The organism is Gammaproteobacteria bacterium, assembly GCA_035279405.1.
Lineage (GTDB): Bacteria > Pseudomonadota > Gammaproteobacteria > Natronospirales > REEB76 > REEB76.
This window is the reverse complement of the sequence record DATEHU010000048.1, coordinates 41,589-56,425: the sequence shown is the minus strand read 5'-3', so window position 1 is coordinate 56,425 and position 14,837 is coordinate 41,589. Positions and strand designations below refer to the sequence as shown.

At 60.2% G+C, this 14,837-nt stretch carries 12 protein-coding genes; all 12 read right to left on the bottom strand.

Going from position 1 to position 14,837, the window contains the following annotated elements; genetic code table 11:
• Positions 1 to 166: 166 nt before the first annotated feature.
• Positions 167 to 1,501: a type II toxin-antitoxin system HipA family toxin gene (locus tag VJR90_10450; protein ID HKV97891.1), complete on the bottom strand. Its 1,335-nt coding sequence runs from the start codon at positions 1,499 to 1,501 to the stop codon at positions 167 to 169.
• Positions 1,501 to 1,755 (bottom strand): helix-turn-helix domain-containing protein, encoded by a 255-nt coding sequence (locus VJR90_10445; GenBank protein ID HKV97890.1) that lies wholly within the window; start codon positions 1,753 to 1,755, stop codon positions 1,501 to 1,503. The genes VJR90_10450 and VJR90_10445 overlap by 1 nt, the downstream gene beginning before the upstream one ends.
• Before the next feature lie 534 nt (positions 1,756 to 2,289).
• Positions 2,290 to 3,924, bottom strand: a complete 1,635-nt coding sequence (locus VJR90_10440) for a type I restriction-modification system subunit M (protein HKV97889.1) — start codon at positions 3,922 to 3,924, stop codon at positions 2,290 to 2,292.
• Complete coding sequence (locus VJR90_10435) at positions 3,921 to 5,048, bottom strand: AAA family ATPase (GenBank protein HKV97888.1); 1,128 nt, start codon at positions 5,046 to 5,048, stop codon at positions 3,921 to 3,923. Before VJR90_10435 ends, VJR90_10440 begins: the two co-directional genes overlap by 4 nt.
• A 2-nt stretch (positions 5,049 to 5,050) precedes the next feature.
• Entirely contained in the window at positions 5,051 to 6,229 is a 1,179-nt protein-coding gene (locus tag VJR90_10430; protein ID HKV97887.1) for a restriction endonuclease subunit S, read from the bottom strand.
• A gap of 2 nt (positions 6,230 to 6,231) precedes the next feature.
• On the bottom strand, positions 6,232 to 9,240 hold the full coding sequence (locus tag VJR90_10425) for a type I restriction endonuclease subunit R (GenBank protein ID HKV97886.1): 3,009 nt from the start codon (positions 9,238 to 9,240) through the stop codon (positions 6,232 to 6,234).
• A 30-nt stretch (positions 9,241 to 9,270) separates the two neighbouring features.
• The gene (locus VJR90_10420; GenBank protein HKV97885.1) at positions 9,271 to 9,591 is read right to left on the bottom strand and encodes a hypothetical protein; all 321 of its coding nucleotides are present in this window, start codon (positions 9,589 to 9,591) and stop codon (positions 9,271 to 9,273) included.
• A gap of 82 nt (positions 9,592 to 9,673) precedes the next feature.
• On the bottom strand, positions 9,674 to 10,840 hold the full coding sequence (locus tag VJR90_10415; protein HKV97884.1) for a Fic family protein: 1,167 nt from the start codon (positions 10,838 to 10,840) through the stop codon (positions 9,674 to 9,676).
• A gap of 277 nt (positions 10,841 to 11,117) precedes the next feature.
• Positions 11,118 to 12,410, bottom strand: coding sequence for an adenylosuccinate synthase (locus VJR90_10410; GenBank protein HKV97883.1), 1,293 nt, complete (start codon positions 12,408 to 12,410; stop codon positions 11,118 to 11,120).
• A 26-nt stretch (positions 12,411 to 12,436) separates the two neighbouring features.
• On the bottom strand, positions 12,437 to 12,631 hold the full coding sequence (locus tag VJR90_10405; protein HKV97882.1) for a DUF2065 domain-containing protein: 195 nt from the start codon (positions 12,629 to 12,631) through the stop codon (positions 12,437 to 12,439).
• 138 nt (positions 12,632 to 12,769) lie between these two features.
• Positions 12,770 to 13,672: an SPFH domain-containing protein gene (locus VJR90_10400; protein HKV97881.1), complete on the bottom strand. Its 903-nt coding sequence runs from the start codon at positions 13,670 to 13,672 to the stop codon at positions 12,770 to 12,772.
• Positions 13,672 to 14,814: an FtsH protease activity modulator HflK gene (gene hflK / locus VJR90_10395; protein ID HKV97880.1), complete on the bottom strand. Its 1,143-nt coding sequence runs from the start codon at positions 14,812 to 14,814 to the stop codon at positions 13,672 to 13,674. Before hflK ends, VJR90_10400 begins: the two co-directional genes overlap by 1 nt.
• Between the last annotated feature and the right edge of the window lie 23 nt (positions 14,815 to 14,837).

Genomic DNA, 14,837 nt, shown 5'->3' with positions numbered 1-14,837 from the left:
CTCCTGGGCACCAACTCAAACACTTCTCGCTCGCAGTACCGTCCTTGGTAGGCTGTCCAGGGTGAACATCCATGTTCACCCGTTCGAGCGGATTGCCATGCCACTGGCATGGCAATAAAGACACCGCTCTCACCCTCTCCTAGGCACCAGCTCAAACACTTCATACTCATTGAGCCGCGCCTCGCCCAATGGTCTTTTCTTGGGCAATCAACTGAAGACGCGCGCGAATGCCGTCGGTTATGGATGCGCTGACGCTCTCCGGAAATCCCGCGGGCAAGCCAGCGAGAGCAGCGTCAATCGCGCTATCCACGCCCGCAAGAATTTCATCCAGAATGCCCTGGGCGAATTCACCCGAGAGGCCGCACCGTACCACCGTCTGTAGGAAGTGACGCGGCATAATTGAGTTCACCGTGTAATAGCGCCTGTCGCCGACCGCCATCGCAAACTTCATGCGATTGTGCTGAATCTGCCCTGCGTCCACATTGGGTTGCGCGGACATGACATCGTAGAGCGGCGTGAGGTGGAATCTGCCGCCAGAAAAAAGATAAATACTGAAATTCTTGGCGTGACCGTCGGTTGCTCCCAACAACCAAAATACAATTTGAGCCTTGAGAAACAGTCTTTGATCTTTGTCAGGCTCATCACTTGCTTTCAGCAGATCAAGCACTTGGCGGATACCGGGCCCACCCTCGGACTCATATTTACGCGTTGGCGGCACAGAGAGCGCCTGGCAGCAATCCTCCTGCGGAAGCCGCAGCAGCCGGCCGTCTAACGCCCAGTGCCGATCAAACCGCTCGACCACCAGCGCGCGTTTGCCACTGAATTCCAGCATCTGCGTCTTGGCCGCCGGCAAGCCGAATGCGGTCATCAAACGCATGCACAGATGTTCATTCTCGATACTCTGTGTGAGATCAATTCCGTTCGGCAGTTTGCCGATCTCCGGCTTGAGGATGTGCGTCGTCGCGGTGGTGCCGTGAGGCATTTGCCATTTGTCCTGCCAGTAGAGCAGTGCGGTCTTTTCCTGCGCTCCGGCCAGAGAAATGCGGAATTCCCCGCTTTCATCCACACCCAAGGGGGTGCGTTTCAGGTCGCCAAGGATACCGGCGATTTCCGTGTCGCTCAGGGGACGCGCCGAGATACCGCCCGCCGGATCCGGTTCTTCGCCATCGGGTAGGAACTGAAGTGCGCCGACGCAATCACGGCCGACGGCAGCAAGCAGGCTATAAGCATCCTTGCCGGCGGCTCCCACCCGCTCGGCCAGGCGGCGGCGGATTTGATCGTTGTCCGGCAGCAGGTTGTCGAACACCGCAATGACCGGATCGCCGATGAACCGGTCCTCACGCAGCGGCAGGGAGAGGGAAACCGGAGAAGCATGCTCCCAGTCGAGCCAGTTGCGGTCATACTGGAAATCAATGGCCCCGCTCGATTGACGTTGCAGGCGACCGACCAGGCGACTGTTCAGGAAAACATTCAGCGGGACGCGTGTGCGCTGCCGTGCCATCAGAACATTTCCTCGATCTTGTCCGTCGAGGCTTTAGTCCGCGGCCGGACGACCAGTTCCAGGTTAAGCGCCGTGAGCACCCCGAAGAGTGTACGGAGCTGAGTGCCCGCCTCCCCGGCTTCCAGTTCGGAAATCGTGGCTTGCCGCAGGTGTGTCTTTGTGCCCACATCGTTTTGGTTTATTCCCAGCGCGCGGCGGTGGCGGCGTACAGCATCACCGATCTGTTTAGGCGTTCGGGCGATTTGCTCGGCCATGGGACAACTCCAAGTGTCAGGTACTTATACGCTACAGCGTATATAAATACAATATACGTTACGTCGTATATTTTAACTTTATACGTTCGGTCGTATCAGAACCTTAGAGTGTCTAACAAAATGTGCGGTGATGGCCTCCGGCAAACCGAAATCCCCCCCTCACCCCCCTTTGCAAAGGGGGGCGGAGCGCTCTGCGCGCGGGGGGATTTGTCACGGGGTTCATTTTGTTAGGTGCTCTTAGAAGGAGACGCCGCGGATGGGCTTGTCGCACAGGTCTCCGGCGGAACGAAGAATCCTCGGCGTTTGAGAGGCAAGCAGACTGTTCAATGCACGCCGCGTGCCGACGGCTGCGGAAAGGAGCGATGTTTGTTGAAGGCATCAACCGTTGCCGCGCGAGATCCAGCGGGCGGTGGTAGGGCGAGTTGAAACGCGTGTCGCGTCCCAACGCCGGATGCCGGAACAACCCTTCCCATTCCCGAGCCAGCGCCTCTGCCTGCATCCCTGCGAGCACGCAGACTTACGACAACTCCTCGCCTAGTCACGCTCACCCGGTGGCAATGGCGCCAGCCCAAGCTCTTTCAGAAATTCATTGTGTCTTTTCGTTGCTGTGCGGATTTCGTCTTCAATTCTGACGAGCTCGGCATGGGTGGCCGCGAGATCAATCTCCTTCTCGGCCTCGGCCGTGCTCACGTAGCGCGAGATGTTGAGGTTGTAGTCGTTGGCGATGATGTCCCTGAGCGGCACACGGCGCGAAAAACGCTCCCGCTCCGTGCGCTCCCGGTAGGTCGAAACGATCCGCTCGATGTCCTCATCGGACAGGTGGTTCTGGCGCTTGCCCTTCACAAAATGCTCGGCGGCGTTGATGAACAGCACATCGTCAGGCTTCTTACACTTCTTCAGCACCAGGATGCAGACCGGAATGCCAGTCGAATAAAACAGGTTCGGCGGTAGCCCAATCACCGTGTCTATGTGGCCGTCCTTCAGCAGCTTGATGCGGATGTCCGCCTCCTTGCCGCCACGGAACAGCACGCCGTGCGGCAGGATGATGGCCATCACGCCATCGTCCTTCAGGTAATGCAGGCCGTGCAGCAGGAAGGCAAAATCGGCCGCGCTTTTTGGCGCCATACCGTGATTCTTGAAACGCATGTCCTCAGCCATCGCATCATTCGGCTCCCAGCGGTAGCTGAAAGGCGGATTGGCCACCACCGCGTCGAACTGCGGCTTCTTCGCCGGGTTGGTCTCGCGCAACCAGTCCCAGTCGTTCTTGAGTGTGTCGCCGTGCCAGATCTCGAACTCGGTGTCCTTGACCCCGTGCAGCAGCATGTTCATGCGCGCCAGGTTGTAGGTGGTGATGTTCGATTCCTGGCCGTAGATGCGGCCGATGGTGCCGCCCGCTTCGATCATGCGGTGGCGCACGTTTAGCAGCAATGAGCCTGAACCGCAGGCGAAATCGAAGACGCTGGCAAGCGACCGGCGCAAACCCTCCTTCGGCTCCTGGCTGTCCAGCGTGACGAGCGCCGAGAGGATGTTGGAAATCTGTTGCGGCGTGTAGAACTCGCCCGCCTTCTTGCCGGAACCGGCCGCGAACTGGCCGATCAGGTATTCGTAAGCATCGCCCAGCGTGTCGCTGTCGGTGGAAAACAGCGCCATGCCGCGCGCGATCTCGCTGATGATGGCGCAGAGCTTGGCGTTGCGGTCGGCGTATTTCTTGCCCAACTTGTCCGAAGCGAGGTTGATCTCCGAGAACAGCCCCTGGAACTTGCTCTGGAAGGATTCTTCCTCGATGTACTTGAAACCTTTCTGCAAGGTGTTCAACAGCTCGTCGTGCTGCGTCTTTGCCAGATGCACGATGTGGTTCCAGAGGAAGTCCGGCTTGATGACGTAGTGCGCCTTGCGCCGCATCTGCTGCTCGAACTGCGCCACGTCGCCGGAGTTTTTCGCGTACCAGACCGATAGCGGCGTCTTGCCGCCGTTGCCGATCGCATCGGCGTCGGGATAATCCGGCCCCAGTTCCTTCTTCGCCGCCGCCTCGTAGTTGTCCGAGAGGTAGCGCAGGAACAGGAACGACAGCATGTAGTCGCGGAAGTCGTCGGCATTCATTGCGCCACGCAACTGGTCGGCGATGTTCCAGAGCGTCTTGCCGAGTTGTTTCTGGTCGTTTTCGGTCATTCGGTATCCGCCTTCTGGTCCTGATTGAACGGGTTGCGGTTGAACGGGAAAGTCTTTCGGAAGTCTTCGAGAATCGCGCGAAACAGGGCCTTGTTCTCGTCGAGCATCTCGATCGGCTCATAGAGCGAGTAATTGCCGTGGCTCATGATGTTGACCACGCGTGTGTGCAGCGTCTTGTCCGCATCCTCGTCGCTCGAGCGCACGCAGTCGCCGAAATTCGCATAGCCGTGAAAGCTGGCCGTCTTTTCCATGATCGAGCGCAGCATGTTGAAGTGATGCGTGTAGAGCTTGCCGCTCTTCTGCGCCTCTTCCAGCTCGGCGAGGTTGGAAACGTGCTGAAAGAACGGCGTGTTGCCCGTGTCGTGGAGCAGATAACCGCCACCGACCATGTTCCGACACAACAGGTGCTTCTTCGCTTTCTTCCTGAACTCGTTGCCCAGCACATTGAAAAAAAGCGTGTGATGCGACGAGATCACAGTCGGCGGCGCGCTGCCGCCCGCCTTGAGCAGCATCTGCGCAATGTGGTTCGCGACAGTGATAGCGTTGTGCTCGTCCAGCGATGAGACCGGATCGTCGATGTAGACGTACTTCACCCACTTGTAGGCCTCGGCGCCGTCGAGCACCAGTTGCACGATGGCGAGGAAGAAACACCAGATGAAGATGTTCTCCTCACCACGTGAAACCTTGATACCTTCAACCATCGTCATGCTATCGCCTCTTACAACCTCACGCGAGAAGCGCACTTTCCACTCAGAGGTGTCTATGCGGAAGTCGAAGTCGGCATAGCGATTAAGTAACGGGCGGATACGATTATCCATCTCCAGTTCAGCCAGTCCGGCGAAGAAACGGGAATCCTGGTTGATTTTCAGCACGCGCTCGCGGTCGTTGGCGAGATCATTGTCCCACTGAAACAAATCTTCGGTGAACGCGTTGAAGTAGAGTGTGTCGCGCTCGGTTACCTCGCCGTTCTCATCGACCTTCTTGCCCAGGTCCTTGAACGCGGTAGACAGCCGCGTCTTGCCCGTGCCGTTGTAGGCGTATAGCAGGACGAACCTCTTTTTCTCCAGTTCCTCGCGAAAACGCTGCGCGAGCGAAGGGAGATCAGAGAATGGCAAGGCGTCCATACTCAGTCGCTCTCCGGTGCGGGGAACAGCTGCTGCATCAGGCCTTGCTTGTGGGTCTTGAGGGCGGCGAGTTGGTTGGTTTCGGCGGTGATCTGGGTGTCGAGGGAGGAGAGGCAGTCGGCGATGCGTTGTTGTTCACCAATTTCTGGAAAACTGCTCGCCCAATTTTCGATTGTTCCCTTAGTGATATGGAACATGCCTATTCCATTAGCGGCCTTCGCCCTCATTTGCTCAGTTTCCGAACTCAGGCGATAGAAGAGAAACGCCCTGTCAATCTTTTTATTCTCGACGACCTTCCAGATGTGATAGTGATAGATCGTCTTGCCACCGTGCCACATGCGCGGCCCAAACGATGCCGACCATGCGTAAAGAAGATCTCCATCATCACAATATTTCGAATCTTCTAGCTCTAGGTCGGAGTAATACCAGTGATCATTAGTGAAGAAATTTCCTACTCGTAGGACTCGATACTTTCCGCGCTCAAGAAGCTCTTCCTTTGCGTACGCGCGTCCGTTGTAGAACGTCGCCGCCTCTCCGAGAAGCCTGTTAGACCAATCCGGCGCATCGCGGAACTCGGGGAAGCGGAGGCGGGGGCGGGTTTCGCCTTCGCGGGGGAAAAGCTGCTGCATCAGGCCGCGTTTGTGCGCCTTCAACGCCTCCACCTTCCGCCCCTGCGCGTCAATCACCTCGTCCAGCGACGTCAGGCAGTCGGCGATTTTTTGTTGCTCGGCGTTGTTGGACGGCGCGAATACGACGAACTTCTCGATGATCGGCAAGCGCAGAGAAAGGACAGTCGACTTGACAGCCTTGAGCGCGAGATCGGCCTTCATCCTATCCAGCGCGTAGTAGAAATACTTCCCTTGACCTTGGCATTGCATCAGTGCGTACGCACGCTGATGAAGATCGAACTTCCCCTCAAAGTAGCGAGGCCTAAACGACATCCCTTCACCGGGCAGAATCACGGCCACGGCATCAAAAGCAAACTTGCTTGATGCCTTTATGACTTCAGAACGATCGAAGAGCGGGAAAGCGCCGCCCTCCTCGTGGTCTTGTGCGTTAGCCTTTCCATTCGTTATCCGGCGAAAGGCGCGACCAAGCGGAGTAGGTTCGAAACCAGCTTGATTCCGAAACTCCGGAAACCGCAACCTCGGCGTCGCCGTCGTTGTGCTCCGCTTCGCCATCATCAATCCTCGTACGCCTTGAGCCCGGCGATCTCGCGCCCACCAGCGCGCTTCTTGAGCAGCGGCAGCAGATCGCCCATCAATGCGAGCTCCTTCTGCGTGCGCGCTTTCCAGCCCAGATCGAGTGGCGCAAGCAGTTCTGTGAGCTGTTCGCCATCGAATATGCGGCGGGCGAGGACCGCATCGACTAAAGCCTGCAACGCTTTGATCGACAGGCCGTGCTTTTCCGAAACGGCAACTAGCTCGCGCGCGGCCTTGGCCTGCTTGAACCGCAGGTAACCGGCACGGATGGCGTCTTCGCCCAGACCCTCGCCGACCTTCAGGCCACGCACGTATTCGGTGATGTCCTCGCGTTCGTCCATGAACTTGGAATCGGCCGCGATCAAGCCGATCAGCTGCTCGCGACTCATCGTGGCCTTGCCGGGCTTCATTGCCGAGAAGTCGGCGATGAGCTTCATAATGTAGTCGTAATCAATGGTGGCGGAGGCGAACAGCACGAACTCGAAATCGAGCTGGTCCAGGTTCTCGTTCTTGGCCTCGCCGGGCCTGCTCTGCTGCGTACGCAGGCGCTGAGCGGTTTCCAGATACGCGCCGCGAAAGGCGTTGAGCTCGTCCCTGGGCACGATGCTGTCAATGGCCTGGGCCTGCTTAGGCGTGAGGTCGGTGTACTGGTCGAGCTGGACCTTGAGCTTCTGCACGTCCTTGAAACACTTCACGAAGGCGGCGCGGGCGTCGTCGCCCTTGAGGTTGGCGATATCTTCGGGTTTCCCGGTGAGGCCCTGCGACTGCATGAAGCTGTCGAGGTTCTCGCGCGCCGTCTTGAGCTTGTCGATCACCACCGGCGCGGTGTCCACCAGCCAGATCTCGCGCGCCCGATCGGCCCTGGCGCCGGAGAACAACGCGATGGCGGCATCCACCTCCTTTTGCTGGCCGCGGAAGTCGAGGATGTTGCCGTAGGGCTTGGTGTCGTTGAGCACGCGGTTGGTGCGGCTGAAGGCCTGGATCAGCCCGTGGTGTTTGAGGTTCTTGTCCACGTACAGGGTGTTCAGGTATTGGCTGTCGAAGCCGGTGAGCAGCATGTCCACCACGATCACGATGTCGAGCTTCTCGCGGCCTTTCATCGGCAGATCGGCATTGGGGAATTGCTGCTTCTTGATGCGATCCTGCACGTCCTGATAGTAGAGATCAAAGTCTTCGATGCGGTGGTTGGTGCCGAAGCGCGCGTTGTAGTCGGCGATGATGGCCTTGAGGGCGGCCTTCTTGGCTTCCGGGTCGTGCCGGTTGTCTTCCTGCTCCTGCGGCAGGTCTTCCTGCAGTTGCTTCACATCAGCGCTGATGTCGGCCGGCGGGGAGAACACGGCACCGACGTTGAGCGGCAGGTAGTGCGGGTCGGCCTGCTGCTTCTCGGCCTGCGCTTTCTCGAAAATCCGGTAGTACTCGATGGCGTCGTTGATGGACGCGGTGGCGAGCAGGGCGTTGAAGCGGCGCCCGCCGGTGGCGGCGTCGTGCTTGGCGAGGATGGCCTCGACCACGGCGCGCTTGGCCAGCGGCTCGCCGGGCTTCGGCGGGTGCTTGCCGTCGGGCTTGTAGTACTCGACGTGGAAGCGCAGGACGTTCCGGTCTTCGATGGCGTGGGTGATGGTGTATTCGTGTAACGACTTCTGAAAGAGATCTTCGGTGGTCCTGAGCGTCTGCGTGTCGCCCTCGATGCGCTTGTAGCTGGCGTTCTGCTCGAAGATCGGCGTGCCGGTGAAGCCGAAGAGCTGGGCCTTGGGAAAGAACTCCTTTATGGCCCGGTGATTGTCGCCGAACTGCGAGCGGTGGCATTCGTCGAAGATAAAGACGATGCGCTTATCACGCAGCGGCGCGAGCTGGTCGGTGTAGGTGGCGAGGCCGCGCTTTCCGCGGCTCTGGTTGCGCTTGCTGTTTTCATCGAGCGCGAGGCCGAGCTTCTGGATGGTGCAGACGATGACCTTGTCGGCGGCGTCATCGGACAGCATGCGGCGCACCAGCGCGCCGGTGTTGGTGTTCTCCTCCACGCAGCCTTCCTGGAAGCGGTTGAACTCCTCGCGGGTCTGGCGATCCAGGTCCTTGCGGTCCACCACGAACAGACACTTCTCGATGGCCGGGTTGGCCTTGAGCAGGGAGGAAGCCTTGAAACTCGTGAGCGTCTTGCCGCTGCCGGTGGTATGCCAGATGTAGCCGTTGCCGCGGTTCTCGTCGATGCATTTGACGATGTACTCTACGGCATAGATCTGGTACGGCCGCATCATCAGGAGCTTCTGCTCGCTTTGCACCAGCACCATGTAGCGGCTGATCATCTGGCCCAGCGTGCACTTGGCGAGAAAGGCCTCGGCGAAGGCATGCATGCCGTTGATCTTGCTGTTGTCCGGCCGGGCGTACTGGTAGACCGGCAGGTAGCGCTCCTCGGCATTGAAGGCGAAATGCCGCGCGTTGTTGTTGGCGAAGTAGAAAGTGGAATCGCGATTGCTCACGATGAACAACTGGATGAAGCACAGCAGCGTGCGCGTGTAGCCATTGCCGGGGTCGTTCTTGTATTCGACGACCTGCTCGATGGCGCGGCGCGGGTTGATGCCTAGCGTCTTGAGCTCGATCTGCACCACGGGCACGCCGTTGATCAGCAGCACGACATCGTACTGGTGATAGCTGTAGTCGGTGTTGATGCGCAACTGGTGGGCGACCTCGAAGCTGTTCTTGCACCAATCGTTGATATTCACCAGCGTGTAGTTGAGCGGCGTGCCGTCGTCGCGGGTGAAGGCGTTGCGGTTGCGCAGCGTATGCGCGGCCTTGAACACGTCGGGGGTGACGATCTCTTCCAGCAGCCGCTGGAACTCGGCATCGGTCAGGGTGACGCGATTCAGCGCTTCGAAGTGCTCACGGAAGTTGCGCTCCATGGCCGCGCGGTCGCGGATGTCCGGGCGCAGCGTGTACTTGAACTCACCGAGCTTTTCGATCAGTTCCTGCTCGATGGTAGCTTCGCGAATTTCCATCACACCCCTCCCCTGCAGTCGCTCAAGTGATTAAGCCACCCAATGTTGTTTTTTGTCGCGACCGGCGTTGCCGGCGAAGAGCGTGCTGCCGTTGTGCACCTCGGTAATGCGGTTGCCGAGCGCGGTGCCGTCGCCCGACCTGCAGTACTCGCCTGTTTCTTCGTTGTGCTCATTGTTGAGGCGGCGCAAGTCTGAATTGACGCGTAACAGGGCGGATTCAAAAATTTCCAGGAAAATGTCGTTGCGCAAATCCCGGCAAGCCCCTTTCAGCGACAGACACGGATATCCCAGCCGCGTAAGATGCAACAGAGCGGGGGTCTTGACCCGGGAATCTTCGTTGAACGTAGTCACCTAGTCTGCCCCACCGGTGGCGTCACGTCGCGTATCGCCAAATCACGGCACACTGGCATCCCCCATGATTTTGGCCCACTGATCACCGGTCCGCGTCCCCGCTGAATAGCTCGATGTAGGTCTGATAGCGGAATTTCCGATTACGTCTCTGGCCGGTATATTCCGCAAGAATTCCTTGCTCGACAAACTTGCGCACCAATTCATTGGCGGCGGGATTGGTGGTACCGGTGATTTTACGCACATCGGCCACGGACATGATAGGCATTTGGTACAAACGCTCGAGCACCTTGTGGCCGTTGCCGGAGGCACGCCCCAAATGATGAGTGATGCGTGCGCGGTGTTCCTCACGCAGGGCGAGGATGCGACGCGCGGTTTCGGTGGCCTGGTGGCTTACGTCGGTGATGCCACGCAGGAAAAACGCGAGCCAACTTTCCCAGTCGCCGGTGTCGCGAATCGCTTGCAGCAGGTCGTAATATTGCTGACGATAGCGTTTGAAGTAATGAGACAGGTACAACACCGGCTTGCCCAGTACCTTACGATCGCAAAGCAGGAAGGTGATGAGCAGCCGCCCGATGCGGCCGTTGCCGTCCAGAAACGGATGGATGGTTTCGAACTGGGCATGCACCAGGCCGATCTTGATGAGCAACGGCAAATCCGCGTTCCGGTGCAGGAACTGTTCCAGATCGCTCAAAGCCTGCGGCACATCCGCTGGTGGTGGCGGCACAAAGGCAGCCTCTTTAAGGGTGCAACCGCCCGGCCCGATCCAATTCTGGGTGGTGCGCAGCTCACCGGGCGCAAGACGCGAGCCGCGCACGCCGTGGAGGAGTTTGGCGTGAATCTCGCGGAACAGGCGCACGGACACCGGCAGCTCGGCGAGGCGTTTCAAACCATGGTTCATTGCGCTTACGTAGTTGATGACTTCGTCCACGTCCTGCGGTCGCTCCGACGACAGGATGCGGGCCTCGGCGGCCAGCACATCCTGCAAGGAACTCTGGGTGCCTTCGATCTGGCTGGATAGCACCGCTTCCTTGCGCACGTACATGAACACGAAAAGATCAGGGTTGGGCAGCGTCTGGATGGATCCGTCCAGCCGACCGAGCGCCCGGTCGGCCTGCGACAATTGGTCTTGAAGTTTGCCTTCGAGTCGCACCGGTGGAATCGGCGGTAACGGTGCCGGAATGAACGCCTGATAACCCGAAGGTTGGCGCAAATAGCGACCGGCACGGTTTAGTGAGGCGGTTCCGGACATGTAAACAGTGCCTTTACTATGATCCCCAGGTTAGATCCATAGTAAAGACTAGCTTTACTAAGAGCAAGGTTTGCGCCAGTGCTAAAGGTTGGCTTTAGCGGGGCGCCGATAACCTCATCCAGTAGGCTCTCCGATATCTATTTGAGCCTCATGAAGCCAGCGCAGATTTCTCTCCAGGGCCGGCATCCGATTCGTCTTCCAGAAGCAGCGGGCGAAGCCGATTTCGCAACCAGTCTTGATGCTGCCCCGGTCGTACTGGCGATCGTGGCCGGGCACTTTAATCGAAGGGGTGCTTGAGCACGATGGTCTGCGTGCGATCCGGGCCGGTGGAGATGATGTCGAGCGGCACGCCCAGAAGTTTTTCGATGCGCTTGAGATATTTGCGCGCGTTTTCCGGGAGTTCCTTGTACTGCGTCAGGCCAACGGTTGAAGTTTTCCAGCTGGGCATTTCCTCGTACACGGGTTCGGATTCGGCGAAGCTTTCGGCGCCCATGGGCGCGACCGTGACTTTGCCTTTGGCGGTTTTGTAAGCCACGCAGATGCGGAGGGTGTCCAGACCGTCCAGCACGTCGAGCTTGGTGACGCACAAGGCCGAGACGCTGTTGTTTATGATGGAGCGACGCATGGCGACGGTGTCGAACCAGCCGCAGCGACGCGGCCGGCCGGTGACCGAGCCGATCTCGTGGCCGCGGCTCGCCAAGTGCCCGCCCATTTCATCGAAGAGTTCCGTGGGAAACGGGCCTTCGCCGACGCGCGTCGTGTAGGCCTTGACGATGCCGAGCACCTGATCGAAGTACAACGGGCCGAGCCCGGTGCCGGTGGCGGCGCCGCCGGCGGTGGTGTTGGATGAAGTCACATACGGATAGGTGCCGTGATCCACGTCGAGGAGCGCGCCCTGCGCGCCTTCGAACAGCACGTTCTTGCCCTGCTCATGCAATTCAAACAGCAGCGGCGTGATGTCCGCCACCATGGGTTCGAGCTGTGGTACCAGCGCCAAATAATCTTCGAGCGTCTTCTGGAACCCCACCGGCTCGGCGTGGAAATAATTCTTGAGTATGAAGTTGTGGTAATCCAGCACCTCGCCGAGCTTGGCGGCAAAGCGCTCGCGATGAAACAGATCTGCCACGCGCACGGCGCGGCGTGCAATCTTGTCCTCGTAAGCCGGACCGATGCCGCGGCCGGTGGTGCCAATCTTGGCCGCGCCCTTCGCCTGCTCGCGCGCCTTGTCGAGCGCCGCGTGCGAGGGCAGGATCAAGGGACAAGCCGGTGAAATCTTCAGGCGCTCGCGCGCCGGCACGCCGCGCGTTTCGAGCATGGCGATTTCCTCGAACAGCGCCACGGGTGACAGCACCACGCCGTTGCCGATGAGGCATTGCACGTTGGCGCGCAGCACGCCCGCGGGAATGAGCTTGAGGATGGTCTTTTCACCATTGATTACCAGCGTGTGTCCGGCGTTGTGCCCGCCCTGAAAGCGCACCACCGCGCTCACGCGGTCCGTGAGCCAGTCCACCACTTTGCCCTTGCCTTCGTCGCCCCACTGGGCGCCGATGACGATGACGTTCTTGCCCATGCTGCGTTATCCCTGAATGGAGCGGGTCACAGGAACATCCGCGCCAGATACAGGAGAATGACCCCCACAATCATGCTGGCTATGCCGGCAATGCGCAGCACGCGGTCATGGGCCTGGGTGACCGCGCTCAAAGTGCGTTTGAAGCCGCGCGGATTGATGAACGGCATGATGCCTTCAATCACCAGCATCAAACCCACGGCTGTCACCAATGCCACCCACATGTTCAATCCCCCCGTGTCATGCACGATTTTCTGACCCCTCTCCAGCCGGCGGGAGAGGGTGGACAATCTGATCACCCCTCACCCTCCTCTCTCCCCTCAACGAGGAAAGGGATAAAACCGGTGACCGCACATGTTTCATTACGGCTGTTTTGCGGCCGGAGCCTTGAGGCCGTCAAAATATTTCAGAAACCCGCTGTCCGGGCCGAGCACGATGACGCTGTTGTGATTCTGGATGGTGCGCTTGTAGGCCTGCAGGCTGCGGTAAAAACGGAAGAACTCCGGATCCTGGTTGTAGGCGCGCGCGTAGATCGCCGCCGCCTCGGCTTGCGCCTGCCCGCGGATGGTCTGCGCCTGAACCTCGGCCTTGGCGAGGATCGCGGCCTTCTGCTGATCCGCCTGTGCACGAATTTGGTCGGCGCTCGCGACACCCTGGGCCTTTACTTGCGCGGCCTGGGCGGATTGCGCATTGCGCATGCGCGCGTACACCACGTCCAACTGGTCCGACGGCAGAGCCAACTGCGTCAGATGCACGGATTGCACCGTCACGCCCAGACTCCGCAGCGTCGCATCGAGTTTGCCGGGCAAGTCCGCGAGCAGCGCGGGATCGTTCGCCGCCAGCAGCTCCGCGGATTTGTGCGCGCCAAATGTCTTTTGCAGCAGCGGCGTGAGCGCATCGTTGATGCGCCGGGCGCCGGCGCTCTCGTCACAACCGGTGGCGCGACAGAATGCGCCGGCATCGTTGATGCGCCACACCGCCAGGTACGCCGCTTCCAGTATCTTGCCGTCCGCAGTGGTGAGCTTCACGCGGCCGCCGTTCAACTGCTCGCTGTCGAGAATGATTGCGCCGCTGTCGAGCCCGACGATGCGGCCGAGAAACGGCACCCGCAGGTGCAATCCCGGCGCCAATCCGGTGGCCGCGACCTGACCCGTGTTCATGCGCACGCCGCTCTGGCCCTGAATCACCACGCCCACGCTCTGGCTGATGAGAATCAGCACGATCACCGCGATGATGAGGCTGATGAGGGAACGGTGCAGTTGCATCACGCACCTCCCTTGCCGGTGCTCGCAGCGGGCGGACTGGTCAGCGTGGTGGCACTGGCGGCCGGACTCCGGGCCGCTGCGCCGGACGCGGTGCCCGCGGCCGGCGCCGGCCGGAACGGCTGGCCAAGCTGTACGGTCACGTTGCCGTTGCGCGTGTCCACGATCACCTTGTTGGCATTCGCGAGAATGTCTTCCATGGTGTTCATGTAGAGTTCTTCGCGCGTCAGCGCCGGCGCTTTGCGATAGGCCGCGAGCACCGCGTCAAAGCCCGCGGTAATCGCCTGCGCCTCACCGACCAGCGTGGTGCGATAAGCCTCGGCTTCCTTGATCCTGGCGTCGGCCGCGGCCTGTGCCTGCGGCAGGAGATTGTCGGCATAGGTGCGCGCGGCGGTTTGCGCCTGGCTTGCGTCCTGGCGCGCGGTTTGCACGTCGGCATCCGCGCTGCCCGCGGCTTCGGGCAGACTGACACGCTGGAAATCGAGCTGCGTCACGGCGATGCCGGGCGTATAGGCCTGCAACGCCTGGTTCAGGTGCGTACGCGCATCCGACTCCGCCGCGTCGCGCTGGTCACCGAGCAGGCCGGCGAGCGTGGTGCGCGCCACGGCGGTGCGCACCGCGGCGTCGGTCAGATCACCCAGCAGCGCCTTGGCGCCGGCGCCCGGTTCCTGCGGCGTGGTCGCCAGCGAAGCGCTGCCGAAGAGAAAATCGGACAGATTGACCACGTGGTAGCGCACCAGCGCGTCCACCACCACCACGTTGCCGTCGGACGTGAGCAGGCGTGTATAGGTGTGGGTGTAATTGCTGCCTTCCGCGCCGTGCACCAGCAGCACGCGGCCCACCGGCCAGGAGATCTGCCAGTGCAAGCCGGGTTCGACGCTGTTCTCGAAACGTCCAAAGATGAAATTCACGCCGCGGTCACCGGGCGCCACGCGATAAAATCCGGACAGCAGCCAGGCGATGATGATCGCGGGCACCAGCCACCACAGAACGGCCACGTGGAATTGACGCGGGCGCCCGCCGCGTTTGCCTCCGAACAGACGACCCAGCCGCTGTTGCAGGTTCTTCAGCGTGCGCTCCAGATCCGGCGGACGCTGCTGCGTGTTCCAGGGATCCTTGTCGTTCCCCGGTTCTTTCCAGACCATAACCGCGTGCTCCCCGTCGCTGT

Coding starts and splice junctions, on each gene's coding strand:
- VJR90_10450 (HKV97891.1), bottom strand. CDS start 1,501: ATGGCACGGCAGCGCACACGCGTCCCGCTGAATGTTTTCCTGAACAGT.
- VJR90_10445 (HKV97890.1), bottom strand. CDS start 1,755: ATGGCCGAGCAAATCGCCCGAACGCCTAAACAGATCGGTGATGCTGTA.
- VJR90_10440 (HKV97889.1), bottom strand. CDS start 3,924: ATGACCGAAAACGACCAGAAACAACTCGGCAAGACGCTCTGGAACATC.
- VJR90_10435 (HKV97888.1), bottom strand. CDS start 5,048: ATGGACGCCTTGCCATTCTCTGATCTCCCTTCGCTCGCGCAGCGTTTT.
- VJR90_10430 (HKV97887.1), bottom strand. CDS start 6,229: ATGGCGAAGCGGAGCACAACGACGGCGACGCCGAGGTTGCGGTTTCCG.
- VJR90_10425 (HKV97886.1), bottom strand. CDS start 9,240: ATGGAAATTCGCGAAGCTACCATCGAGCAGGAACTGATCGAAAAGCTC.
- VJR90_10415 (HKV97884.1), bottom strand. CDS start 10,840: ATGTCCGGAACCGCCTCACTAAACCGTGCCGGTCGCTATTTGCGCCAA.
- VJR90_10410 (HKV97883.1), bottom strand. CDS start 12,410: ATGGGCAAGAACGTCATCGTCATCGGCGCCCAGTGGGGCGACGAAGGC.
- VJR90_10405 (HKV97882.1), bottom strand. CDS start 12,631: ATGTGGGTGGCATTGGTGACAGCCGTGGGTTTGATGCTGGTGATTGAA.
- VJR90_10400 (HKV97881.1), bottom strand. CDS start 13,672: ATGCAACTGCACCGTTCCCTCATCAGCCTCATCATCGCGGTGATCGTG.
- hflK (HKV97880.1), bottom strand. CDS start 14,814: ATGGTCTGGAAAGAACCGGGGAACGACAAGGATCCCTGGAACACGCAG.